This is a genomic window from Pseudomonas hamedanensis (assembly GCF_014268595.2).
Taxonomy (GTDB): Bacteria; Pseudomonadota; Gammaproteobacteria; order Pseudomonadales; family Pseudomonadaceae; genus Aquipseudomonas; species Aquipseudomonas hamedanensis.
This window is the reverse complement of sequence record NZ_CP077091.1, coordinates 3569287-3591170: the sequence shown is the minus strand read 5'-3', so window position 1 is coordinate 3591170 and position 21884 is coordinate 3569287. Positions and strand designations below refer to the sequence as shown.

Sequence of the window (21884 nt, the reverse complement as noted above, 5' to 3'; positions counted from 1 at the left end):
GCGGCACAATAAAAAACGCCCGGCTAACTGCCGGGCGTTTTTGTTTGCGATGGATTTATCGTCCGAGGAGTTGTTCGGCGTAGCGGGCGATAATGTGGTCGAAAGGCTTTTGATCGGAGACTTTTGCCGCTCGAATCACGTTGACGAGGTATTCGAGATCTTCATTGCCGGCGCTCGCGATGAATTCATCATCAAACAGTCGACGGATCGTGTCTCGGCGCCGGTTGTTCAGATAGGCAATATCGAGCGCCAGAACTTCAATCATTTTGGCGGCTGGCAAATCTCTAGAATCCGTTGGCTGAATTTCGCCATTTTGCAGGTATTTGAAGCGCAGTTCGCACTGCTCATCCATCGGAGATATCTGCAAGGCTTCCTCAAACCAGTTTCCTTTGCGGTGTCCACAATGCAGTGGATTGCCGGGCCTGGTTTCACGCAGACAGGAGGCGAGGAGGTTCTGATAATCCAGCGCCAGCGCTTCAAAATGCTCTTGAGGCCGGAAATGTTCTATGTGGCTGGTAGTCGCTTCTATTTCTCTGCCGCAATAACAACACAGTGATCCTTGCTCCCGTAACAAGGCTGCGTGCAGCTCCCGCTTTTGCGGATTTTGCAAAGTGGGGTAGGTAGGAATCCATTCATCGTTTGCCGAGCTTTTCCAGGCTGTAAATGAGGCGGGTTCAGTTCCTTTGAGCACTCGCTTCATTTGCCAAGAATCTCCTTGCGCCTGATGAGTGCCTCTGCACCGGCAAATTCCGGAAGATCCGGTGCCTTCTTCTTCAGGGCCTCAAGCTGCGATTTCGCCTTTTCCAGGTCGTTGTCTTCCAAGGTGGAAAAAAGCTTCGAGAGCAGGTTTTCAATCTCCGGTTCACGCTGGCCAACGCCCATGACTTCTTCGAGCACGCTGCTGGAATCCAGACCATAGGTGACGCGAGGGTGTGAGGATTCGCCGTTGTGCAGCACGATGACCTCTTCGGGCTGCAAACTGCCGATTATTTGCGGGGAGTGACTGGCGGCGATGAACTGGACTTTGGGGAATGCCTGCCGCAACGCCGGAACGATGGTGCGTTGCCAGGCAGGATGCAGATGGATATCGAGTTCGTCGATGATGATCACGCCAGCGGTGTTTTTCAGAACATCCTTACCCATGTGGGGGTTGAGGATGCACATGCGGCGGGCGATGTCAGCGAAAAGGGCAACCATACCGCGTTGCCCATCGCTCAGCTCACTGAAAGGAAATGTAGTCTTCTCGAGTTGGATCAGCAATGTCTGCGATCGAAGGTCGTAACGCAAATCCCGGGCTTCTGGCAAGGCGATTTGAATCGCCCGGTTAACCCAGGCAAGCTCATCCTCCTCGGTGGGAGTGGCTCCAATCCCGGCGTCCAGTACATTCTGCATGCGCTCCAAGGTCTTGCTGATCAGCCAAGTTTCAAAGTCTTTCAGGTTTGTGACGGTATCAAACCAGTCCGAGTATCCATCCAAACGAGAAACGCGCTGCCTGGCCGCGTATTCTGCCGCCACCCCAAGCATTTTCCAGCGCCTGTTTGCACGATAAAACCCCAACAAGGGCAGATCGATTGTTGATTCCGAACTGACGCTATTGATGACGTCTAGCGCTTTACCAGACGGCCTTGTATCCAGTATCCGATGATCAGCGGCCAGCCAATGGACGTCCCAGCCGTTAGAACCAAGCAAATCTCCCTTGGCTTCCAAAACCAGAGGAAATACACGTTCGAAGCGAGTTCTTTTTTCAAACTCGTTAAAGACGAAACGTACTGACTCTTTCGTCAGCAGATCTTCAGGGTGACTGAAGGTTTGGCCAAACTCGACAAATGAGCTCGCCACCGCCTGTAGCAATGACGTTTTCCCGCTCCCATTGACCCCCACCACCAAATTGAACCCTGGCTGGAAGTCAAAAGTGGCATCTTCGTAGCAACGAAAATTTTGAATGTGGAGACGGTCCAGGCGCATTCTGGCTTCCCTTTACCAAAGCAGACGAATGTCGTCAGTGTACCTTGGCGCGCGATTACCGCTAGGGCGCAGTTGTGGCTAAACCTGTGCTGCGCCGGGCAACGGCGGCAACTTCGCCAGCTTCAACGCCACCAGCAGCGCAATCAGCAACAACGCGCCGATAAACAGCCCGATCCCGTTCCACCCGCCAAAATGCCAGAACACCCCGCCCGCCGTCCCGGCAATGCTCGACCCGGCGTAATAACTGAACAGGTACAGCGACGACGCCTGCCCTTTGGCCGTCAACGCCCGACGCCCGATCCAGCTGCTCGCCACCGAGTGCGCGGCAAAGAAGCCGAAGGTGAACACCAGCATGCCGACGATCACCAACAACAACGAGGTGAACATCGTCAGTGCCAGCCCTGCGAACATCAGCGCAATCGTCGCCCAGAGCACTTTGCGCCGCCCGAGTTTGTCCGCCAGTGAACCGATTTTCGCCGAGCTGTAGATCCCCGACAGGTACACCACCGAGAGCAAGCCGACATACACCTGATCAAGGTTGTACGGCGCCGCCAGCAAGCGGTAGCCGATGTAGTTGAACAGCGTGACAAACGCGCCCATCAACACAAACGCTTCGAGAAACAGCAGCGGCAGGCCGGCGTCGCGAAAGTGCAGGGTGAAGCCCTCAAGCAGACTGCGCGGGTGCAGCGAGCGGGCGCGGAAGTTGCGCGACTCCGGGAGGATCTTCCAGAACACCGCCGCAGCGATAAGCGCCAGTCCACCGATCACCAGCATCGCCGTGTGCCAGCTGACGAAATCGATCAGCACCCCGGTGATCAAGCGTCCGCTCATCCCGCCAATGGCGTTGCCGCCGATGTACAAGCCCATCGCCAGACCGATGTGCTGTGGATGAATTTCTTCGCTGAGATAGGTCATCGCGACCGCTGCCAGGCCGCTCAACGACAAGCCGATCAGGGCGCGCATGATCAGCACGCCGTGCCAGCTCGGCATCATCGAACTGGCGAGCGTGCACAGCGCGGCGGCAAACAGTGCCGCCACCATCACCGGTTTGCGCCCGATGCGATCGGAAATCGGCCCGGTAATCAACAGACCGAAGGCCAGCATGCCGGTTGCCACTGACAGGATAAGGCTGCTCTGCGCCGCATTGATCCCGTATTCGTGGGACAGCAACGGCATCATCGGCTGCACGCAATAGAGCAGCGCGAAGGTGGCGAACCCACCGCAGAACAGCGCCAGTGCCGTGCGCATAAACGCCGGGGTGCCTTTTTCAATGTAGATCTCTTGCAGCTCGGCGATTGCGTCGTCGGCAGCGGGTGGGACTTCGTGGGCAAGGGGCGCGACAGCAGTTTTCACTTCAGACCTCGGAAAGCACAGCCGGGCAGGCAATGAAAAAATCATATAGCTGGCTAATGTTTCTATCCAATATATTGTTCGACCTGTTTGATAGCTTTAACGACTTAATGAGGTTTGCATGGAATTGCGTCATTTGCGCTACTTCATTGCGGTGGCCGAAGAACTGCATTTCGGCCGCGCCGCACAGGTACTGGGCATTTCCCAGCCACCGCTGAGCCAGCAGATTCAGGCGCTGGAGCAAGAAGTCGGCGCGCGTCTGTTTGAAAGAACCAATCGTCGGGTTGAACTCAGCGAGGCGGGTCGCTTGTTTCTGCAGGAGGCGCGGCTGGTGCTGGCCCAAGTCGATAAAGCGGCGGATGTTGCGCGTCGGGCGCAGTTGGGCGAACTGGGGGAGTTGAAGATTGGCTTCACCTCGTCGGCGCCGTTCAATTCGACGATTCCTCAGGCGATCTTTTCCTTTCGCCAACGCTTCCCGGCGGTACATCTGAACCTGCGCGAGATGAGCAGCACGATGGTTGCCGATGCCTTGGTCGACGAGTCGATAGAGGTCGGCATCATGCGCCCGCTGGGCTTGCCGGATTCGCTAAGCGTGGTGGAGTTGATGCGGGAGCCGTTGGTGGCGGTGCTCAGTTCCAAGCATCCGTTGGCCCAGGGCAGCGACGAAGGTCTGCTTCTCTCGGCGCTGGCGCTTGAGCCCTTCGTGTTTTTCCCGCGCAGCTATGGCAGCGGTCTCTATGCGCAATTGCTGAGCCTGGCCCGTGACGCTGGCTTCAGCCCACACTTTGCCCAAGAGGCCGGCGAGGCAATGACCATCATCGGTCTGGTGGCGGCAGGTCTGGGGGTGTCGGTGCTGCCGGCGTCTTATCAACGCATGCGCATCGACGGCGTGGTCTATCGCCCGCTGCTCGATCCCGAGGCGATTTCGGCGGTGTGGCTGGTGCAGCGCAAGGATCAGAAATCGCCGATGGCCAAGGCGTTTGTCGAACTGCTCACGCGCAAGGTGGAGCCTCTGATTGAGTGAAGGCCGCTGGCGCTTTCGCGAGCAGGCTCGCTCCCACATTTGATCGCCGTCACCCTGTGGGAGCGAGCCTGCTCGCGAAGAGGCCAGAAGCCGCCCCCCAGACATTCAGGTGCCAACTAAGGCAACCGCACCAGATCCCCCCTCAATGCTACCCGCGTGACAAAAATACCTGCCCGGCACTCGTACGTATTCAAATCCTTGCGCACCCGCTGGTCGTAGTAACTGACGATATTGACCACCGCATTCGCCCCGGCCCGCTTGGCATCGGCCTGCAACTTGATCAGGTTCGACTGCAAAACCCATTCGCAGGATCGCTGATCGCTCTTGTTGAAACCATTGGTTTTCAGGTCGCTGATCACCCCACGGCGCAACAACTGCTGAGTGCCCTGCGGCCCGTTACCGATCAGGTAAAACTTCACGCTGCCATCGAGTCGCCCGGCACGAATGGCGTCCGACAGCACGGTTTCGAAAGGCATGTACATCAGGTTCGTGGCGTGGCTGGCGCCGGGCAGGAGTGTCAAAAGCGCAACGGCGATCAGGACTTTCACTTGCATGGTCATCTCCTTTGACAATGAAAGAGAACCGCGAATGCAGGTATTGAGTTGTGGCCTGCTTAAGCGAGTGTAGATGCTGCAAGGGAGTAAGAGGTGTGCAGAGAGCTACATTTCCCGTAACGGATCTGCCTTAGGGGAACGCTCTATTTTTGCGCAGAATCGCTTCTTTTTCAGTGAGTGCCACGGATGCCACTTCGTTACCAGCCCAAGGAGGGCAGCGTGCTTATTTGCGATTTCAGAGGTTATGAAGTGCCTGAAATGGTCAAGGTGAGACCAGTCGTCGTGCTACGTAGACACCGCAGCAATAGTCTATTGGTAACTGTCGTGCCCTTGAGCACTACAGCACCTGATTGTCTGCTTGATCACCATCTTGAACTGGCGAGTCATCTACACGGCGCCAATCCGAAATGTTGGGCCAAATGTGACATGGTGGCTACGGTCAGCCTTTCACGGCTCGACCGAATTAAAAGTCGAGATCGTACAGGTAGGCGCGTCTATCTGATTTCACATCTCGCAATAGAAGAGTTTTACGCCATCAAAGCCGCAGTGAAAAAGGCATTGGGACTGTGATGGCTCTGAATATGGCACCGAAAGGCGAACTGCCAGCCGTTGTCTGCCGGTGTCTTTCAAGCGATACTGCCTGCGTTCCCGAAAGGGGCTTGTGAGACTCTGAGGATCCTGGGCAACCAGCCATCGCAGAGCCAGGCAGGTAACCGGTCATGACAAGCCGACCTGTCTGTGAAAGGGCGCCGAATGGCGCCCTTTGTCGTTTCTACTGTCCAATCAATCCACGTGCGCCAAATCACCGCGCAACGCCACGCTCGACACCACCAGCCCGGCCCGGCACTGGAATTTCTCGGTGTCTTTGTACAGGTCGCGCTGGTCGACGCTGGCGATGTTGATCACGGCGTTGGCGTCGGCTTTCTTCGCGGCGTCCTGCAGCGTTGCCAGGGCTGATTGCAAAGCCCAGAAGCAGGCGTCTTCGTCGGATTTGTTCGAGCCGTTGGTCTTGCGGCTGCTGCTCACGGTGTCGAGTTTGCGCACCTGTTTTATCACCGATGGCCAATGCATTTGTCGAACTGCTGACGCGCAAGGTTGACCCGGCAGAGACATGATTGCTGCGCAATCAAATCGCGAGCAGGCTCGCCCTACAACGATGTGCTGATTTTTCAGCCGCCGAGCAGGAGTGAGGTGTTAGATGCGTCCGTTAATCCTGTTCATGACGCTATTCAGGTCGTTCATGGGATTGTTATTTCTATCTGCGCAAATCAGTGATGGCAGGGTACAGGTGGTCGTTGATGGAAGAGCGTTAGCTTCACAAATGCACGATTCAGTTGAACTTGAATTGAAAAAAGGGGTTCCGTTGTGACTGGATACCCCTCACAAATCGAAGGTCGTCGATGTCCGGATATGTAGGCTCATTAGGCCTTATGGATTAGGGCTACGTTACTTAATCTTTTATTTCAACAAATATTGAGACGGAGCAGTACATCTTTTTACCGTTGTCTTCATACATGACGTTTTGCGTATACGGTGCATACATCCGTTGAAACCCTATAATTTCCCCTGCTTCCTCTGTACTTATTTCTTCGTTACCGTCGTAGCGCAGATATTGATTGATCTTAGATACAAAGTCCTCAGTCGAGACATAAGTGTCAGAACCCTTAGCCTCAACCGAGAGGTGCGCGTAATAATTTTTTGGATCAGGTTGATTGATTTTAATGTAAAAATTCTCACTTTTGACTCTTATGTCTCCATAGTCAGGCCCGCTGACATCTATCATGAGTTGTTGGATTTTTTTCTTTAAATCCACTGGGAGCTGTTTATCTGGCATGGTACTTCCTTTTATCAAAGATAGTTGGGGTTTAACATTAAGTCGTTATTGCTTGATGTTGGGCTGCATAGATAGAGTAGGCGCGCCGAATTGTTAGTGCACCTGTCAGATGTGACAGTTTTTTAGAGCTTTTCGCGCTAGCTGTCTGGTGTTTTTATGGCGGCCGGTATAACGGAGTGACAAGTTTGATTCTTTGTACTTCAAGTGCTTTTTAGTCAGAGTTATACCGGAAAAATGAAGTAGCATATGAAACTGAGCGCTATTGCAGGCTCTAATAGGCAGGATCAGCATGCCCCGGCATGCTTTATCGATACGATGAAGACGAGGCGGTCGGTCATTTAACCGCTGTGGGTACAAGAAAAATGCCCCGGGCGAGCCAGGGCATTTACGGGTACTCCGTGTGAGTCTTCTAAAAGCCGCGGGGGCTCTTTGTCGTTTCTACTGTCCAATCAATCCACGTGCGCCAAATCACCACGCAACGCCACGCTCGACACCACCAGCCCGGCCCGGCACTGGAATTTTTCGGTGTCTTTGTACAGGTCGCGCTGGTCGACGCTGGCGATGTTGATCACGGCGTTGGCGTCGGCCTTCTTCGCGGCGTCCTGCAGTGTCGCCAGGGCTGATTGCAGGGCCCAGAAGCAGGCGTCTTCGTCAGACTTGTTCGAGCCGTTGGTCTTGCGGCTGCTGCTCACGGTGTCGAGTTTGCGCACCTGTTTTGGCAGGGTTTCGCCCGCCAGATAGAACTTCACGCTGCCGTCGAGCAGGCCGGCGTCGGTGGCGCGTTTGACGCCCTCGCGAAAGCTCAGGTAAGTCGGCTCGTCGGCGCCCTGTTTGATGATGCCAAGGTTGTTCACGTACTCGATGTCCGGGTTGATCGACAGCTCTTTCAGCACGTTGTCGCGCAGGCGGTTGACCCAGCGGTTGTAGTTGCCGTGGATTTTGCCGTCCTTGGCGTTGAGGCCGTAGCTGCTGCGGTAGTCGATTTCGAACGAGGTCGGGGTGAACGGAATATCGACTTCGGCGTGATGACGACCGCGGACGGTGATGGCGGCCTTGATCATGCCCGGACGCACCGATTGCACGACCCATTGACGATCGTTCAGTGCGGTGACGATCGCGCGGCTCATCTGTTGCTGGGTGAAGCCCAGGTTCGGCGAGAACTCTTCCTTGGCGTTATACACCGGTTTGCTGGTGCATCCGCCGAGTACAAAGGCCAGGGCCAGCAGGGCGGCGATGCGGTAAAACTGAGTCATTCCCTTCACTCCAAATGTCTTGCGGTCAGTGCCAGCGGCGGAAAATCAACGAGGTGTTGACGCCACCAAAAGCGAAATTGTTGTTCATCACGTAGTCGTGATGCATCTGGCGGAATTCGCCGCGCAGGTAGTCGAGCTTGCCGCAGTGCGGGTCGACCTCGTCGAGGTTGAACGTGTGCACGTATTCGTCGCGATTGAGCATTTCGATGCTGAACCACGACTCCAGTGCGCCGCAGGCTCCCAGCGTGTGGCCGAGGAAACTTTTCTGCGAACTGATCGGCATGCGTTCACCGAACAAACTGCTGGTCGCCAGTGTTTCGGCAATGTCGCCCTGTTCTGTAGCCGTGCCGTGGCCATTGACATAACCGATGGCGTCCGGCGTCAGCCCGGCGTCTTCCAGCGCCAGCTCCATGGCGCGACGCATGGTCAGCTGTTCCGGGCGGGTGGTGTGCTGGCCATCGGCATTGCTGCCGAAACCGACGATCTCGGCGTGGATATGCGCGCCACGGGCGAGGGCGTGTTCAAGCTCCTCAAGAACCAGCATGCCGCCACCTTCGCCAATGACCAGGCCGTCGCGGCCCTTGTCGTACGGGCGTGGGCTGGTCTGCGGTGCATCATTTTTCAAACTGGTGGCGTAGAGCGCGTCGAAGACCATGGCTTCGGTCGGGCACAGCTCTTCGGCGCCGCCGGCGAGCATCAACGGCAAGCGCCCGAACTTGATCGCCTCGTAGGCGTAGCCGATGCCCTGGCTGCCGCTGGTGCAGGCACTGGACGTCGGGATAAGGCGCCCGGTGAGGCCGAAGAAAATGCTGATATTGGCGGCGGTGGTGTGCGGCATCATGCGCACGTAGGAGTTGGCGTTGAGCCCCTCGGCCACCGAGTTGAGCAGCATGTTGCCGAACGCCTTGATCTCGTCGGTGCTGCCGGTGGATGAACCGCACGCCACGCCCATGCGCCCGTCCTTGATCGACTCGTCGCCCAGTAGCCCGGCGTCGGCCAGGGCTTGTTCCGCTGCCCCGACTGCCAGACGCGAAACCCGGCCCATGCTGCGCAGTTGCTTGCGCGTCCAGTGCGCCGGTACCACGAAGTCATCGATCGGCCCGGCCAGGCGCGTGTTGAGTTCGCTGAAGCGGTCCCACTCGTCCATCCGGCGAATGCCACTGCGATTGGCCGCAAAGTTGCCGGCGATGGTTGCCCAGTCGCTGCCCAGCGAGGTGATGCCGGCCATGCCGGTGACGACGACGCGCTTCATCAGCACAGGCCTCCGTTGACCGCCAGGACCTGGCGGGTGATGTACGAGGCTTCCGCCGACATCAGGAAATTCACCGCGGCGGCCACTTCTTCAGGGCTGCCCATGCGTTGCGCGGGGATCATTTTCATCAGTTCTTCCACCGGCACGTTTTCGTCGAGCATGGCCGTGTCGATCAGCCCCGGCGCGACGCAGTTAACCGTGATTTTGCGCTTGCCCAGCTCGATCGCCAACGCTTTCGCCGCGCCGATCACGCCGGCCTTCGACGCGCTGTAATTGACCTGGCCGCGATTGCCGATCAGCCCGGACACGGAGGTGATGCAGACGATGCGCCCGGCGGCGCGACGGCGGATCATCGGCATGATCAGCGGATGCAAAACGTTGTAGAAACCGTCAAGGTTGGTGCGCAGGACAACGTCCCAATCGTCATCGCTCAACGCGGGAAATGCGCCATCGCGGGTCAGCCCGGCGTTGAGCACCACGCCGTAATAAGCACCATGGGCTTCGACGTCGGCTTCAAGGATATTTTTGCAGGTCTCGCGTTCGGCCACGTCGAATTGCAGGATGCGCACACGGCGGCCCAGCGCTTCGATTTCAGCCTGCACGGCCTGGGCTTCGCTCATGCCGCTGCGGCAATGCAGGACGATGTCGTGCCCGGCTTGCGCCAGACGCAAGGCAATGGCGCGGCCGATGCCACGGCTGGAGCCGGTGACCAGTACGGATTCAGTCATCGTTCGACTCCTTGGTTTGTTGCAGATATTGGTTGGCTTCGGGCGGACGGAACACGTTCAGCCGGGCGCTGGCATGAATGCCGTCGCCGTTGATATGGCATTCGAAAACGCCCATGCCGTTGTCGTCCTCCAGCGAGCGCAAGCCATGAATGGTCAACTCGCTGCCTGGCGGAAACGCCTCGACATTGCACTCGAATTTTCGCGTGCCGAGCAGGAAACCCAGTTCTACCGAATTGCCCTTTTGTCGTGCGTGGCAACCGGCGAAGGCGGCGACGCTTTGCGCCATCAGCTCGACCCCGACCCACGCCGGCAGGCTGCCGTCGGGCAGATTGAACAGACCCTCGGCTTTGACGGTGAGGGTTGTGCAGATTTGCTCGTCATCGAAACTGAGGACCTTGTCGATGAGAATCATGTCGCCCGCATGGGGCAGCAATTCGGCGAGCGGCCAGGCAATCATGGGGCGTCTCCGATAATCAGGCTGACGTTGTTGCCGCCGAAGGCAAACGAGTTGCTCATCAGGTAGCGCGGTGCAATGGACGTCAGGCGGTCGCGGGCGGTCACCCACTTGAGCGCCGGCAGCTGGCTGTCGGCGTGTCCGTCCCAGACGTGTGGAGGCAACGCGTCAGTGGGGTTGGCGGCGCTCAGGCTCAGCCAGCAGAACGCCGCTTCCAGCGCACCGGCCGCGCCGAGGGTATGGCCGGTCATCGGTTTGGTCGACGAACAGGCCACGCCTTCGGGGAACAGCGTGGCAACCGCCAGGCTTTCCATGGCGTCGTTGTGTTGGGTGGCGGTGCCGTGCAGGTTCAGATAATGGATTTGCGCTGGCTGCAACTGCGCGCGGCTCAGGGCTTTCTGCATCGCTTGCAGCGCGCCACGCCCACTCGGCTCCGGTGCGGAAATATGGTGCGCATCGGAACTGGCGCCGGCACCGAGCAGGGCGATGACCGGGCCGTCGCCCGACTGTCGGCTCATCACGAACAACACGGCGGCCTCGCCGATGTTGATGCCGTTGCGATTGGCCGAAAACGGATTGCAACGCTCGTCGCAGACCGCTTCCAGCGCAGAGAAACCATTGAGGGTCAGCTTGCACAGACTGTCGACACCGCCGCACAGCACCGCGTCGCACAGGCCCAGATCAAGCAGGCGCTGCGCGCTCATCAGCGCCCGGGCGCTGGACGTGCAGGCGGTGGAAATTACGTAGGCCGGGCCGCTCAGTTGCAGCCAGTCGGCGAGGAAATTCGCCGGAGCGCCGAGTTCCTGCTGGCGGTAATCGTATTGCGCGGGGAATTGCTGCTCACGAATGTAATGCGCCAGACCGCGGCTGGCTTCGTCGATGCCGGAAGTGCTGGTGCCCAGCACCACACCGATGCGCTCAGGTCCGTAGGTCTGGATCGCGCGGTCGATGTCGTCACGGATCTGCAGCGCGGCCTCCAGCAGCAGTTGATTGTTGCGGCTGCTTTGATCGGCCAGTTGCGCAGGGATCGGCGCCAGATCACCGCGCACGGCGGCCACCGGCAACGTCCGTTCGGCCACCCAGCCGGACTCGCGGCGCATCCCCGAGCAGTCGCCGGCGAACAGGTTGCGTGCGACTTCAGACTTGTCGCGGCCCAGCGCGCAGATCACGCCGAGGGCATTCAGGTAAGCGGTCATGGCGTCGATTCACCTAACTGGGAAACGCGATAATGCGGGCCTTCGGGCAGGATCAATTGAAAACTCAACGATTGTGCATAACGGACGTCCCAGCGCGCCGGCAAGGCGCGACGTCCGGCCTGTTGTTGCGCGTCGGGATAGTTGCGCAGCAGCTCGGCGGGCGGCGTCAGGGCGAACAGCAACGCAGCAAACAGCTCGCGCGCTTCCTCATTGGGCGGCAGCAAGCCATCGGCCTGCCAGTGTCCATCGATCAGCTGCTGACGCGCTTGGGGAATGCCCAGCGGGTCCATCATCGACCAGCGAATACCGGCACCTTCACGCTGGATCACCAGCAGCCAGTCCTGGCGCTGCCCGGCTTGCTCGCGTTCGATGTGCAGTTGCAGCGGCAGGGGCAGTGTTGGTTCGGCCGCTGGCAGCGGTGGCTGGCCGGCGCAGGCGCTGAGCAAAAGAGCGCAGAACACCATCATCAGCCATGCCACAACCCTTGTAGGAGTGAGCCTGCTCGCGATAGCGGTCATGCATTCAAAATAGTCATTGGCTGACCCACCGCTATCGCGAGCAGGCTCACTCCTACAGGTTATGCGTTGCATCAGATAGCACCCGCAAGCGGCTTGCGCGCCACGACATTCACCAGGGTTTCCTCGCGCTGGCCAAACGGTTTCGGCTTGCACAACCCGAACCGCTCCAGCAAGCCAAAATCCGTCGACCGACTCCACCACAAATACGGGTACGAGACATTGCGCTCATCAAATTCAAAACCCTGCTCGCGAATCATCTCTAGATACTCAGCGGCGCTCTTCTGCACGTGCATCGGATGGCGGAACAACCAGCGAATCACCCAGGTATCAATGTAAGCCTCGGTGGATTCGGCGAACAGCAGATAACCGCCGGGCTTGAGCACTCGATAAAACTCGGCCAGCGCCTTTTCCTGCTCGACCAGATGGTGAAAGGTCTGGTGACAGAACAACAGGTCGACACTCGCGTCCGCGACCTTGAGCGTCGCGCAGTCGCTGCCGATCAGCTCGACGTCCAGGCCCAGACGCGCGGCTTCCTCAGCGCTCAGCGCCAGGCTGTGCGGGTCGGCGTCGATACCGATCAGCCGCTGCGGGGCGAAGGTCTGGCGCAAGTGGCCGAACGACTTGCCCTGGCCGCAGCCGGCATCCAGCAGCACTGGGTGTTCCGGCAACGCTGCGCTGAACAGCCCGCGCAAATCGTTGATCGCCACGCGCAACACATGGTGCTGCCAGGTGTGGCTGCGCAGGAACCAGAAACCGAAGCGGGTTTCCTCGACGTAGCTGTCGCTCAAGTAGCTCATGGGGCGTCCTTTGCACAGAGTTCGGAAACCATTTTCAAACGGCGACGGGCTTCGCTGACAAACGGGTTGCGTTCGTCCCAGGCGTAGCCAGCGAGAATCGAGCAGATCATCCGACGAATCGGTTCCTGACCGTCCTCGAAAAAGATTACGTCCTGGAACGTACCGGCGTACCAGCCTTCGACGTAACAGCGGAAGGTGTCGACGCCGCGTTTCAGCGGCTCGGCAAACTCGCGTTGCCAGTCGACGGTTTCACCTTGCAACTGTCGGTGCAGCACCGCCGCCGCCATGCTCGCCGAACGCATGGCGATGGTCACCCCGGAGGAAAACACCGGGTCGAGGAATTCTGCCGCGTTGCCCAGCAGCGCAAAGCCCGGACCGTGCAGCGTCTTGACGTTGGCCGCGTAGCCGCCGAGGGTGCGCGCCGGTGTGTCCCAGACCGCGTTGTTCAGCACCTTGGCGAGGCTCGGGGTCTCGGCGATGAAACTGCGCAGGCAGGCGTCCAGATCGCTGTCGCGGCCATTGAAGTGCTCGGCGGCCGCCACTACACCCACCGAGCAACGCCCGTTGCTGAACGGGATGGTCCAGAACCAGATATCGCGGTGCAGCGGGTGGGTGGTCACAAGGATTTTTTCGCGGTCGAACGCCGGGTGGTCGATGTGATCCTCGACATGGGTGAATACGGCCTGGCGCACCGGGAAATTCGACGGCGCTTCAAGATCAAGCAGGCGCGACAACACGCGGCCGTAACCGCTGGCATCGAGGACGAATTCGGCTTCGACGCGGTAGGCGCTGCCGTCTTCGCGGCGCACATCGAGCTGCGGTTGCGCCCGGTCGAAATCGACGCTGACAATTGCATCGCCATAGCGAATTTCCGCGCCTTGCAGCGCTGCCTGATCGGCCAGCAGTTTGTCGAAATCGGCGCGTTGCACCTGGAAGGTGGTCGGTTTGCCATCGGTGAAGGTTTCACTGAAATCAAACGCGCTGTAGCGCTCGCCCCAAGCGAACGCTGCGCCGGTCTTGCGCTGGAATCCGGCGGCATTGACGGCCTCGAGCATGCCGGCTTCTTCGACAAAATCCAGGCAGTGGCTAAGCAGGCTCTCGCCGATGGAAAAGCGTGGAAAATGCTGGCGCTCGATCACCAGCACATCGTGGCCCTTGCGCTTGAGCAAGGCGGCGGCGATAGCGCCGGAAGGGCCGGCGCCGATGATCACGACCTGACGGGATTCCATTTCAACGATTGGCACGTGAGCTCCGGGGCAGAGGATGAGGCGGGTTCAGGGGCGCGCGATGCAGACCGATCAGCGCCGGCAGCAGCGTTGCGATCAGGCCCATCAGCATCAGCGCGAAGTACAGCGCCGGGGTGATGAGCTGTTGCTGCAGCAGCAGATTGAGAAAGACGATTTCGCTCAGGCCGCGAATGTTCAGCAAGACGCTTTCACGCCAACGGCTGGCGCCGGCGAACGAGGCGCCAGCCCAGCCGAGGCCGAGCCAGTTGCCCAGCAGTTTACTGGCAATCGGCAACAGCAGCAGCGCCGCCCATTGCCCGGCGTCGAGACTGGCGAGAGCACTGTGCACGTCGATCTGGACGATGCCGAAGGTGAGGATCAACGGAATGGCGATCCAGGTCTGCAAACGGCTCATCCAGCGGGCGGGCAGCGGCAGCACCAGCGGCACCTTGAGTACCGCCATGCACAGCAGATAGCCGATGCCGAAAATCAGTGCATTGAGTTTGTAATGCTCGGCCATCACCAGCAGCGCGAAGAACCCGAGGCTGTAGGTCAGCGGGCGGCGCACCTGAAGCAGGCGCAACAGCAGCGGCACGCCCGCCATGCCCAGGGGCAGCAACAGACTGCTCAGGTGCAGACTGCCCTGGGCCAGGCCGAACAGGGTCCAGCAGGTCAGGTCGATGAGAATCGCGGTCTGCACCAGGCGCCGAGTAGCGGCGGGCGGGTAATCGATGTGGCGCAAATACAGGTACAACACCGGAATCGCGGTAATCGCGAACACCAGTCCGATTGCCAGCGAGTTGAGCCACGGCTGCGTCGGCAGCAGCCAGGACGCCACGGCCAACCCGCAAGCGAACGGCACGGCGAAACTTGGTACAGCGATTTTTACGCTCTGACGGTCGAGGCGCAGGTCGATGACGTCGCTGAGAATGTGCCCGAGCAGCAAGGCGAAGCTCAGGCTGTAGAGGTTTTTCAGCCAGTGCGGCGCGATCAGTTGCGCGCCGCTGAGCTGCCAGCCCGGCTCGATCCAGAAGTACATCAGCAACGGCAAGCCGAAGCTCGCCAGCAGCAACTGACTGACAATCGGAATCAGGCCGAAATGCCGGCCGACGCGGGTCGCCAGCGCAAACAGCGCCAGGGCCAGTAACCAGAAGCCGAAGACCATCATGACTTTGCCTGCGCGGCAGGTGCATGGCGCCCGGCCCACGGCGCGAGCATGAAGCTGAAGGCCAGACCGAGGCTCACCGACAGACCGAAGTTGCTCACTGCCGGTGTGCTGGACACCGCCAGCAGGCCGAACGAAAGCCAAGTCGTCACTGCCGCGAGCAATGTACCGAGCAGACTTACCGCCGCGCCACCGACCTGCTCGCGCATCAGGATCGCGTAATCGACGCTGATCGCCGTCACCAGCAGCAGGCCGAACAGGCTGAACAGGGTCAGCGGCTGACCGAGCCAGCCAAGGCTGGCCAGACTGCACAGCGCCGCCAGCAGCGGCAGGGCGACGATGCGCAGCGCGCCGGTCAGGCCGAACGGCAGAATCAGCACCAGCACGATCAACACGCAGGAGGCGAGTTTCAGTTCGGCGGCGCTGATCTGCGTAGCGGCGAAGACCTTGTTCAGATCACCCAAGCGATCGACGAGCACCACCCCCGGCAAATCCAGCGCCTGCACCCGCAACAAAGATGGATTGTTCAAGCCCTGCAAACTGGTGATCGCCGCGACGCCGTCTTCAGTCGGGCCAAGCCATAGCGTGCGATAAGGCTCGCCGAGCGGGCCGGCCAGCGCTGCGTCGATGTCTTCGGCTGGCAGCGTTTGCAATTGCTGCAATTCGTTTTGCAAAGCCGACGCTGGCACGCCGAGGTCGAGCAGCGGTTGCCAGAACGATGGCAGCTTGTTCAGTGATTCGCGCACTTGCTGCTGCTGGCTTGGCGCGCTGACCAGTTGATCGAGGGCCAGAAAACCTTGCAGCTTGTCGAGGTTGACCAGTTGCTGCAGCCGCTCGCTCAGCGCTGTCTGGCGCTCGAGCAATTGCTGCTGATCGGCGGCGCGGACGAGGAAGAACTGGCTGGTCGGCTGATATCCGGTGATGCGCGCGATTGTCTGCGCTTCGTCGGTCAGATGCTGCGGCGCGCCGACCCATTGGCGGATGTCGTTTTTGCTCTGCAATTGCATCAGGCCGCCGACGCAGAAGGCGATCAGCAGGGCCAGCAGCACGGGCGTGCGAATGCAACCGAGCAGCGCCTCACGCAGATAAATCAGGCGTTCGGCCAGGCGCAGCGGCCATTGCGCCGGACGCAGTTCGACATTTTTCAGCAACGCCGGCAGCAGGCAGACCGCCGACAGATAGGCGCCGAGCAAACCGGCGGCGGAGAACACCGCTATCTGCGTCAGTGCCGGGAACGGTGTCCAGGCCAACGCCAGATAACCGATGACGCTGGTGATCAGGCTCAGCGTCAGTCCCGGCAAGGTCAGGCGCAGGGCTGGCCAGCTGCGCCAGGGCTTGATGCTCCAGCTCTTGGACAGGTAGTGCAGCGGGTAATCCACGGCCACGCCGATCAGACTCGAGCCGAGCACCAGCGTCATCACGTGCATATGGCCGAACAGCGCCACGCACGCCACCGCGCCAAACAGCATGCCCACCACTACCGGCACGAATGCCAGCAACACGCGCCAGCGACGAAACGCCAACAGCAGCAACAGCAGAATGCCAACCGTCGCGCCGCCGCCCACCCAGGTCATTTCACGGGTGGCTTGTTGCTGACCGTTGGCGGCGTACAGCAGGCCACTGGCGGCGAGCAACTGCACGTTGGCCTGCGCTGCCTGTTCGCGACTGTGCTGGAGCAAGTCTGCCACTTGCAGCGGCAGGTTCATGTCGAATGCGTTGCCCGTGGTGCGTGCGCGCAACAGCACCCAGTGCTTGCCGTCGGCTTCGGCGATCAATGCACCGCTGCCGATGTCCAGTTGCACCGCGCCGCGTTGCGGCTGGCTGTTCTGGATACGTCCGGTCAGGCCCAGCCAATCGTCCTGGCTTGGCACCAGAGTGAAGCCGCTGAACGGGTCAAACAGCGCCTGCACGCGTTGCTGAATGAAAACTTCGGGGTGTTCGCTGAGCAGTTGCCGATCATCCGCCGAGAGCATCGCCAAACGCCCTTGCAGCAGTTGCGTGCGCAAGGCTGGCAGGTCCGCTTGCAGGTTCCACTGCACGGACTCGAACAGACCGCTGGCCTGCCATTGCTCGCCCAGCGTTTGCGCCATGGTCAGCGCTTGCTGGCGATCGAGGTGGCCGACCAGCACCAGCATTTCGCGGTTGAGCGGCTCCTGCATGCGCTGTTCGGCGCGCAGCTCGAGGGCATCGGGATGGGTGCCGGGCACCAGCTCCATCAAGTTCGCCGACAGCGGCGCACCGTTGCGCCACTGCCAACCGGCCAGCGCGATGACCGCCAGCAGCAGGATCAGAAACAGCCAGGGCAGTTTGCGTTCACTCGGCAAAGTCATGTTGCTCCGCGTCGCTCAACGGTTGCTCGGCCGTGCTGTCCTGCAGGCGCAGCACGGTGCTGTCGCCTTGGGTTTCCAGCAATTCGATGGTTTGCACCAGCGTGCCGCCGTCGATGTTGATCTGGTTGAACACTTGCTTGAGCAGCAGTGAGCGCGGCGTTAGCGTCAGTTTCCATTGCTGTGCCGTGCCGCTCAGGGTCAGCTCGAAATCCCGTTGCAGGCCACTGCTGTCACCTTGCAATACAGCGAGGAACAGACGGTTCTGCTCGGCCCCGGCGCTCTTGTTCGGCAGCAGTTGCCAGCCGTTGTTGTCACGTCGGGCGATGCCTTTGCCGGTAATGCGGTAATCCTGTTGCAGTGGGGTTTTCAACAGCCACAACAGACCGTGATTTTTCGCCAGGACAAAACGGCCTTTGCTGATCAGCGGTTGCGGCAGGGCGCGCAGGTGTTTTTCCTGAATGAACTGGCCGTGAATCACGTCCGGTTTCGCCAGTTGTTCGCTGAGCTGTTGCAGGTCGAAGGCGTTGGCCCATGACGACATCGCCAACAGCGCCAAAACGCTCAGACCTTTAAGCAAAACATTCATCGCAGCATCCTTTCCACGGCATCGGTGAAGACTTTCGGTGAAGCCAGTTGCATCTCGCGATTGCTGACGTCGACGGCGACCTGCACCGAGCTGGCGCGGGTCAGGCGTTCGCCGGTGCCCAGGTCGGTGATCAGGTAGTTGATCTTCAGGCGGTTTTCCCACTCGACCAGGCTCGCGCGTACGTTTAGCTGTTGACCGAACACCGCGCCGCGCACATAGCGCAATTGCAAGTCGATAATCGGCCAGGCGTAACCGGACTCGACCATGTGCGTGTAGTTGTGGCCGATCTTGTCGAGCAGCGCGCATCGCGCCACTTCCAGGTATTTGACGTAATGCCCGTGCCAGACCACGTGCATGGTGTCGACGTCAAAAAACGGCACGAGAATTTCCGTGTCAGCGTGCAATACCCCGGCGCTACGCATGCAGCCTCCAGTGTTGTGCGGCGATGCGTTGCAGGCACAGGCGCAGCTCGCCTTCCAGCGCACGGTCTTCGATGACCGGCGGGAAGTCTTTGCCGAGTTCTTCGTGCATCGCGGCCAGCGCTGGCGGCAGCGGGCGTGCATCGGCGGCTTGAGCGCGCAGCCACACGCCCTGATTGGCGGCGAGCAAGGTCGCGGCGGCGACCTGTTCGGTCAGTTCCAGCACGCGAATCGCATCACGGGCGGCGATAGTGCCCATGCTCACCTTGTCTTGGTTGTGGCACTCGGTGGAACGCGAGAAGACGCTGGCCGGCATGGTGTTCTTCAGCGCTTCGGCGGTCCAGGCGCTGGTGCCGATCTGCACCGCTTTGAAACCGTGATTGATCATCGCCCGGTCCGCTGGGGCGCCGGACAGATTGCTCGGCAAGCCATGGTTGTAGCGCTCATCAACCAGCAGCGCCAGTTGCCGATCAAGCAGGTCGGCGACATTGGCCACGAGGTTTTTCAGGCTGTCCATGGCGAAGGCGATGTGGCCGCCGTAGAAGTGCCCGCCGTGCAGCACGCGCTCGGCTTCGGCGTCGATGATCGGGTTGTCGTTGGCGCTATTCAGCTCGGTCTCGATGAACGCGCGCAGCCAGTTCAGGCTGTCGGCCAGCACGCCGAGTACATGCGGCGCGCAACGCAACGAGTAGCGGTCCTGCAGACGATGCAGCGGCGCGGTTGGCGCATCGATTGCCAGATCCTTGCGCAGCCACGCGGCCACTTGCATTTGCCCCGGATGCGGCTTGGCGGCGAACAGGCGCTCGTCGAAGTGCTCCGGATTGCCTTGCAGCGCCACCACGTTGAGCGCGGTGATGCGCGTGGCCAGGTGCAGCAGGTAATCGGCGCGGGCGAAGGCGAGGCAGGCGAGGCCGGTCATCACCGCTGTGCCGTTCATCAGCGCCAGCGCCTCTTTCGGCCGTAGTACCAACGGTGTCCAGCCCAGTTCGCGATGCACGTCGGCGGCCTGACGGCGTTCGCCACGGAACATCACTTCGCGTTCGCCGGACAGGGTCGCGGCAACGTAGGACAGCGGCGTCAGGTCGCCGCTGGCGCCAACCGAGCCTTCTTCGGGAATCAACGGCAGGATGTCGTAGTCAAGGAACGCGTGCAGACGCTCGAGCAACTCGATCCGGACCCCCGATACGCCGTGGCACAGTGACTGCAAACGCGCCGCCAGCACCGCGCGGGTGGCTTGCGCGTCGAGCAGTTTGCCCAGGCCACAACCGTGGAAGGTGTAAAGGTGACGCGGCAGCGCTTCGACGTGATGCAGCGGTACCGCGACCACGCAGGAATCGCCATAACCGGTGGTGACGCCGTAGATCACGCCTTCCTTGTCCAGCAGTGAATCGAGAAAACGCGCGCCCTTGGCGATGCGCTCGCGGTAATCGGCGTCATCCTGCAACCGCACGGGGGCCTGACGGTTGGCCAGGGCCAGCACGTCTTCGATGCGCAATGGGCGTTCGCCGAAGGTTACCGGCTCATGGGTTGGCGTCGTCATCGGTCTTCCAGAAAGGGTAAAAGTTGAACCATTGCTGCGGGGCTTCGAGGCAATAGTGACTCAGGCGCTGCGCGTAGCGGGTGGCCCACTGATGAATGACCTGCTCGCGCTCGCGGCGAGTCCACGCCACCGCATCGGCGAACGGTTCGAGGGTCAGGCGATAATGGCCGTCGGGTTGTTTCAGGCACATCAGCAGATTGACCGGGCACTTGAGCAGACCGGCCAGCAACCACGGACCTTGCGGAAACGGCGCCGGGTGGCCGAGAAAATCGACGGTCACGCTGCGCCCGCCGTGCAACGGCACGCGGTCGCCGGCAATCGCCAGCCATTCGCCACGCTCCAGCCGTTCGTGCAGTTGCAGCATGATCACCGGGTCGAGTTCGCTGACCTGAATCAGGCGCAGATTGGTCGCCCCGGCTTCGCCCAGCAAACGGTTGAACTGCTCGGCATGCTTGGTGTGCACCAGCACGTTCATGGTGACTTTTTCGCCGATCTCCGCCAGCGCCCGGCACACTTCGAGATTGCCCAGATGCGCGCCGACCAGCAGTTGCCCGCGACTGCCGCGCAACTGCTTACGCAGCAGCGCCGGGTCGATGATCTCAATCTGTTCGATGCGCAGCTTGCCGTTCCACACGTCGAGCTTGTCCAGCAGCGAATCGGCGAACGCCATGAACTGGCCGAACACCCGCCAATGGCTCGGACGCAAATTGTCGCGATGACTCCAGTCCGCCAGCCGTTGCTGGTACTGCCAGGCACTGCGCCGGGCGATGCGCCCGAACAGGAAAAAATACAGGACGATGCCGTACAGCAACGGGCTGAGCAGGCGGCGGCCGAGGACTTTGGCGGCGAACGCGGTGAATTTCATCAGCAGGAAACTGCCGCGTTCCTCGCGGTCGGCCCAGTGTTTGTTATCGGCGCCTTCGCTCATGGTTTTAACCGCCGCCAGAGGATCACCGGTAAACGCAGCAACATGCCGAAGAACAGTCGCGTGTGCATGCTGGAAATCAGCGCGTTGTCGTGCCACAGACGAAAGTGCGACACGCCGTCCAGCGGGTAATGCACGCGGGTGTGCAACCAGCGCATTGGCTGATTGCGCCAGGACAGGCGCACGAGAATGTCCGAGTCGAAGTCCATGCGCTTGCCGACTTTCGCCGAGTCGATCACCGCCAGCGTCGGCGCCAGCGGGTAGACACGAAAACCACACATCGAATCGCGGATCTGCAACGACAGGGTGTTGATCCACACCATCACATGGGTCAGATAGCGCGCGTACAGGCGACCCTTGGGGACGCTTTCGTCGAACTGTGGGTAGCCGCAGATCATCGCTTGCGGGTACGCGCGGGATGCTTCGACGAAGCGGGCGACATCCTGCAGATCGTGCTGACCGTCGGCGTCGACCTGCAAGGCATGGCTGAAGCCCAGTCGCGCGGCTTCGCGCAGACCGGTCATCACCGCGCCGCCCTTGCCCTGATTGACCGTAAGACGCACCAGAAAGACCTTGTCGCGTCCGGCGAGGGTGTCGAGTACCCGGGCGCAGGAAGGCTCGCTGGCGTCGTCCACCAGAATGCATGGCAGGCCTTGGGCGAGCAGGGCATCGACCACGGTGGTGATCGCGGTTTCGTGGTTGTAGACCGGGATCACGGCGCAAGGGTTATGCATGGAACACATCCCCTTTGTGGCGAGGGAGCTTGCT

The 21884-nt window shown here is 60.3% G+C and carries 24 protein-coding genes; 3 read left to right on the top strand and 21 right to left on the bottom strand.

What is annotated here, in order from left to right:
* Positions 1–55: 55 nt before the first annotated feature.
* From HU739_RS15495 to HU739_RS15485, 3 genes are all read right to left on the bottom strand, one after another.
* Positions 56–700 (bottom strand): retron system putative HNH endonuclease, encoded by a 645-nt coding sequence (locus HU739_RS15495; RefSeq protein ID WP_186549517.1) that lies wholly within the window; start codon positions 698–700, stop codon positions 56–58.
* Positions 697–1965: an AAA family ATPase gene (locus HU739_RS15490; RefSeq protein ID WP_186549515.1), complete on the bottom strand. Its 1269-nt coding sequence runs from the start codon at positions 1963–1965 to the stop codon at positions 697–699. The genes HU739_RS15495 and HU739_RS15490 overlap by 4 nt, the downstream gene beginning before the upstream one ends.
* Before the next feature lie 78 nt (positions 1966–2043).
* Entirely contained in the window at positions 2044–3318 is a 1275-nt protein-coding gene (locus HU739_RS15485) for an MFS transporter (RefSeq protein ID WP_186549513.1), read from the bottom strand.
* A gap of 118 nt (positions 3319–3436) precedes the next feature.
* On the opposite strand from HU739_RS15485, the gene HU739_RS15480 reads away from it, so the two are divergent.
* Positions 3437–4339 carry a LysR family transcriptional regulator gene (locus tag HU739_RS15480; protein WP_186549511.1) on the top strand — a complete coding sequence of 301 codons (903 nt, stop codon included), beginning with the start codon at positions 3437–3439 and terminating at the stop codon, positions 4337–4339.
* Positions 4340–4455: 116 nt separating this feature from the next.
* Here the strand turns inward: HU739_RS15480 and HU739_RS15475 are convergent, their stop codons facing one another.
* Positions 4456–4893 (bottom strand): excinuclease, encoded by a 438-nt coding sequence (locus HU739_RS15475; RefSeq protein ID WP_186549509.1) that lies wholly within the window; start codon positions 4891–4893, stop codon positions 4456–4458.
* 186 nt (positions 4894–5079) lie between these two features.
* On the opposite strand from HU739_RS15475, the gene HU739_RS15470 reads away from it, so the two are divergent.
* On the top strand, positions 5080–5463 hold the full coding sequence (locus tag HU739_RS15470; RefSeq protein ID WP_186549507.1) for a type II toxin-antitoxin system PemK/MazF family toxin: 384 nt from the start codon (positions 5080–5082) through the stop codon (positions 5461–5463).
* A gap of 213 nt (positions 5464–5676) precedes the next feature.
* Here HU739_RS15470 and HU739_RS15465 read toward each other — a convergent pair whose 3' ends face one another.
* Positions 5677–5964 (bottom strand): hypothetical protein, encoded by a 288-nt coding sequence (locus tag HU739_RS15465; protein WP_186549505.1) that lies wholly within the window; start codon positions 5962–5964, stop codon positions 5677–5679.
* A gap of 127 nt (positions 5965–6091) precedes the next feature.
* On the opposite strand from HU739_RS15465, the gene HU739_RS15460 reads away from it, so the two are divergent.
* Positions 6092–6262, top strand: a complete 171-nt coding sequence (locus HU739_RS15460; protein WP_186549503.1) for a hypothetical protein — start codon at positions 6092–6094, stop codon at positions 6260–6262.
* Between the two features lie 81 nt (positions 6263–6343).
* On the opposite strand, the gene HU739_RS15455 is transcribed toward HU739_RS15460, so the two are convergent.
* From HU739_RS15455 to HU739_RS15380, 16 genes are all read right to left on the bottom strand, one after another.
* The gene (locus HU739_RS15455) at positions 6344–6727 is read right to left on the bottom strand and encodes a hypothetical protein (protein ID WP_186549501.1); all 384 of its coding nucleotides are present in this window, start codon (positions 6725–6727) and stop codon (positions 6344–6346) included.
* 449 nt (positions 6728–7176) lie between these two features.
* The gene (locus tag HU739_RS15450; RefSeq protein WP_186549499.1) at positions 7177–7980 is read right to left on the bottom strand and encodes a hypothetical protein; all 804 of its coding nucleotides are present in this window, start codon (positions 7978–7980) and stop codon (positions 7177–7179) included.
* 25 nt (positions 7981–8005) lie between these two features.
* A complete protein-coding gene (locus HU739_RS15445) occupies positions 8006–9232 on the bottom strand; it encodes a beta-ketoacyl-ACP synthase (protein ID WP_186549497.1) in 1227 nt (408 codons plus the stop codon).
* Positions 9232–9960, bottom strand: coding sequence for a 3-ketoacyl-ACP reductase FabG2 (locus HU739_RS15440; RefSeq protein ID WP_186549495.1), 729 nt, complete (start codon positions 9958–9960; stop codon positions 9232–9234). The genes HU739_RS15445 and HU739_RS15440 overlap by 1 nt, the downstream gene beginning before the upstream one ends.
* Entirely contained in the window at positions 9953–10417 is a 465-nt protein-coding gene (locus HU739_RS15435) for a hotdog family protein (RefSeq protein ID WP_186549494.1), read from the bottom strand. Before HU739_RS15435 ends, HU739_RS15440 begins: the two co-directional genes overlap by 8 nt.
* Entirely contained in the window at positions 10414–11610 is a 1197-nt protein-coding gene (locus tag HU739_RS15430) for a beta-ketoacyl-[acyl-carrier-protein] synthase family protein (protein WP_186549493.1), read from the bottom strand. Before HU739_RS15430 ends, HU739_RS15435 begins: the two co-directional genes overlap by 4 nt.
* Complete coding sequence (locus HU739_RS15425; protein WP_189684474.1) at positions 11607–12200, bottom strand: hypothetical protein; 594 nt, start codon at positions 12198–12200, stop codon at positions 11607–11609. Before HU739_RS15425 ends, HU739_RS15430 begins: the two co-directional genes overlap by 4 nt.
* Positions 12200–12925, bottom strand: coding sequence for a class I SAM-dependent methyltransferase (locus tag HU739_RS15420; protein ID WP_186549491.1), 726 nt, complete (start codon positions 12923–12925; stop codon positions 12200–12202). The genes HU739_RS15425 and HU739_RS15420 overlap by 1 nt, the downstream gene beginning before the upstream one ends.
* Positions 12922–14169, bottom strand: a complete 1248-nt coding sequence (locus HU739_RS15415) for an NAD(P)/FAD-dependent oxidoreductase (RefSeq protein ID WP_186549490.1) — start codon at positions 14167–14169, stop codon at positions 12922–12924. Before HU739_RS15415 ends, HU739_RS15420 begins: the two co-directional genes overlap by 4 nt.
* Entirely contained in the window at positions 14156–15319 is a 1164-nt protein-coding gene (locus tag HU739_RS15410) for a cation:proton antiporter (protein ID WP_186549489.1), read from the bottom strand. The genes HU739_RS15415 and HU739_RS15410 overlap by 14 nt, the downstream gene beginning before the upstream one ends.
* Positions 15316–17646, bottom strand: a complete 2331-nt coding sequence (locus tag HU739_RS15405; protein ID WP_186549486.1) for an MMPL family transporter — start codon at positions 17644–17646, stop codon at positions 15316–15318. The genes HU739_RS15410 and HU739_RS15405 overlap by 4 nt, the downstream gene beginning before the upstream one ends.
* On the bottom strand, positions 17630–18232 hold the full coding sequence (locus tag HU739_RS15400) for an outer membrane lipoprotein carrier protein LolA (protein ID WP_186549484.1): 603 nt from the start codon (positions 18230–18232) through the stop codon (positions 17630–17632). The genes HU739_RS15405 and HU739_RS15400 overlap by 17 nt, the downstream gene beginning before the upstream one ends.
* Positions 18229–18654, bottom strand: a complete 426-nt coding sequence (locus HU739_RS15395) for an acyl-CoA thioesterase (protein WP_186549482.1) — start codon at positions 18652–18654, stop codon at positions 18229–18231. Before HU739_RS15395 ends, HU739_RS15400 begins: the two co-directional genes overlap by 4 nt.
* Positions 18647–20191, bottom strand: a complete 1545-nt coding sequence (locus HU739_RS15390) for an HAL/PAL/TAL family ammonia-lyase (protein ID WP_186549480.1) — start codon at positions 20189–20191, stop codon at positions 18647–18649. Before HU739_RS15390 ends, HU739_RS15395 begins: the two co-directional genes overlap by 8 nt.
* Positions 20172–21119 carry an LpxL/LpxP family acyltransferase gene (locus HU739_RS15385; protein WP_186549478.1) on the bottom strand — a complete coding sequence of 316 codons (948 nt, stop codon included), beginning with the start codon at positions 21117–21119 and terminating at the stop codon, positions 20172–20174. The genes HU739_RS15390 and HU739_RS15385 overlap by 20 nt, the downstream gene beginning before the upstream one ends.
* Positions 21116–21850, bottom strand: coding sequence for a glycosyltransferase family 2 protein (locus HU739_RS15380; protein WP_186549476.1), 735 nt, complete (start codon positions 21848–21850; stop codon positions 21116–21118). Before HU739_RS15380 ends, HU739_RS15385 begins: the two co-directional genes overlap by 4 nt.
* Between the last annotated feature and the right edge of the window lie 34 nt (positions 21851–21884).

Bases quoted from the DNA above. Each gene is read 5' to 3' on its own strand.
- HU739_RS15495 (WP_186549517.1), bottom strand. From the start codon at position 700: ATGAAGCGAGTGCTCAAAGGAACTGAACCCGCCTCATTTACAGCCTGG.
- HU739_RS15490 (WP_186549515.1), bottom strand. From the start codon at position 1,965: ATGCGCCTGGACCGTCTCCACATTCAAAATTTTCGTTGCTACGAAGAT.
- HU739_RS15480 (WP_186549511.1), top strand. From the start codon at position 3,437: ATGGAATTGCGTCATTTGCGCTACTTCATTGCGGTGGCCGAAGAACTG.
- HU739_RS15475 (WP_186549509.1), bottom strand. From the start codon at position 4,893: ATGCAAGTGAAAGTCCTGATCGCCGTTGCGCTTTTGACACTCCTGCCC.
- HU739_RS15470 (WP_186549507.1), top strand. From the start codon at position 5,080: ATGCCACTTCGTTACCAGCCCAAGGAGGGCAGCGTGCTTATTTGCGAT.
- HU739_RS15465 (WP_186549505.1), bottom strand. From the start codon at position 5,964: ATGCATTGGCCATCGGTGATAAAACAGGTGCGCAAACTCGACACCGTG.
- HU739_RS15460 (WP_186549503.1), top strand. From the start codon at position 6,092: ATGCGTCCGTTAATCCTGTTCATGACGCTATTCAGGTCGTTCATGGGA.
- HU739_RS15455 (WP_186549501.1), bottom strand. From the start codon at position 6,727: ATGCCAGATAAACAGCTCCCAGTGGATTTAAAGAAAAAAATCCAACAA.
- HU739_RS15450 (WP_186549499.1), bottom strand. From the start codon at position 7,980: ATGACTCAGTTTTACCGCATCGCCGCCCTGCTGGCCCTGGCCTTTGTA.
- HU739_RS15445 (WP_186549497.1), bottom strand. From the start codon at position 9,232: ATGAAGCGCGTCGTCGTCACCGGCATGGCCGGCATCACCTCGCTGGGC.
- HU739_RS15440 (WP_186549495.1), bottom strand. From the start codon at position 9,960: ATGACTGAATCCGTACTGGTCACCGGCTCCAGCCGTGGCATCGGCCGC.
- HU739_RS15435 (WP_186549494.1), bottom strand. From the start codon at position 10,417: ATGATTGCCTGGCCGCTCGCCGAATTGCTGCCCCATGCGGGCGACATG.
- HU739_RS15430 (WP_186549493.1), bottom strand. From the start codon at position 11,610: ATGACCGCTTACCTGAATGCCCTCGGCGTGATCTGCGCGCTGGGCCGC.
- HU739_RS15425 (WP_189684474.1), bottom strand. From the start codon at position 12,200: ATGCAACGCATAACCTGTAGGAGTGAGCCTGCTCGCGATAGCGGTGGG.
- HU739_RS15420 (WP_186549491.1), bottom strand. From the start codon at position 12,925: ATGAGCTACTTGAGCGACAGCTACGTCGAGGAAACCCGCTTCGGTTTC.
- HU739_RS15410 (WP_186549489.1), bottom strand. From the start codon at position 15,319: ATGATGGTCTTCGGCTTCTGGTTACTGGCCCTGGCGCTGTTTGCGCTG.
- HU739_RS15405 (WP_186549486.1), bottom strand. From the start codon at position 17,646: ATGACTTTGCCGAGTGAACGCAAACTGCCCTGGCTGTTTCTGATCCTG.
- HU739_RS15400 (WP_186549484.1), bottom strand. From the start codon at position 18,232: ATGAATGTTTTGCTTAAAGGTCTGAGCGTTTTGGCGCTGTTGGCGATG.
- HU739_RS15395 (WP_186549482.1), bottom strand. From the start codon at position 18,654: ATGCGTAGCGCCGGGGTATTGCACGCTGACACGGAAATTCTCGTGCCG.
- HU739_RS15390 (WP_186549480.1), bottom strand. From the start codon at position 20,191: ATGACGACGCCAACCCATGAGCCGGTAACCTTCGGCGAACGCCCATTG.
- HU739_RS15385 (WP_186549478.1), bottom strand. From the start codon at position 21,119: ATGAGCGAAGGCGCCGATAACAAACACTGGGCCGACCGCGAGGAACGC.
- HU739_RS15380 (WP_186549476.1), bottom strand. From the start codon at position 21,850: ATGCATAACCCTTGCGCCGTGATCCCGGTCTACAACCACGAAACCGCG.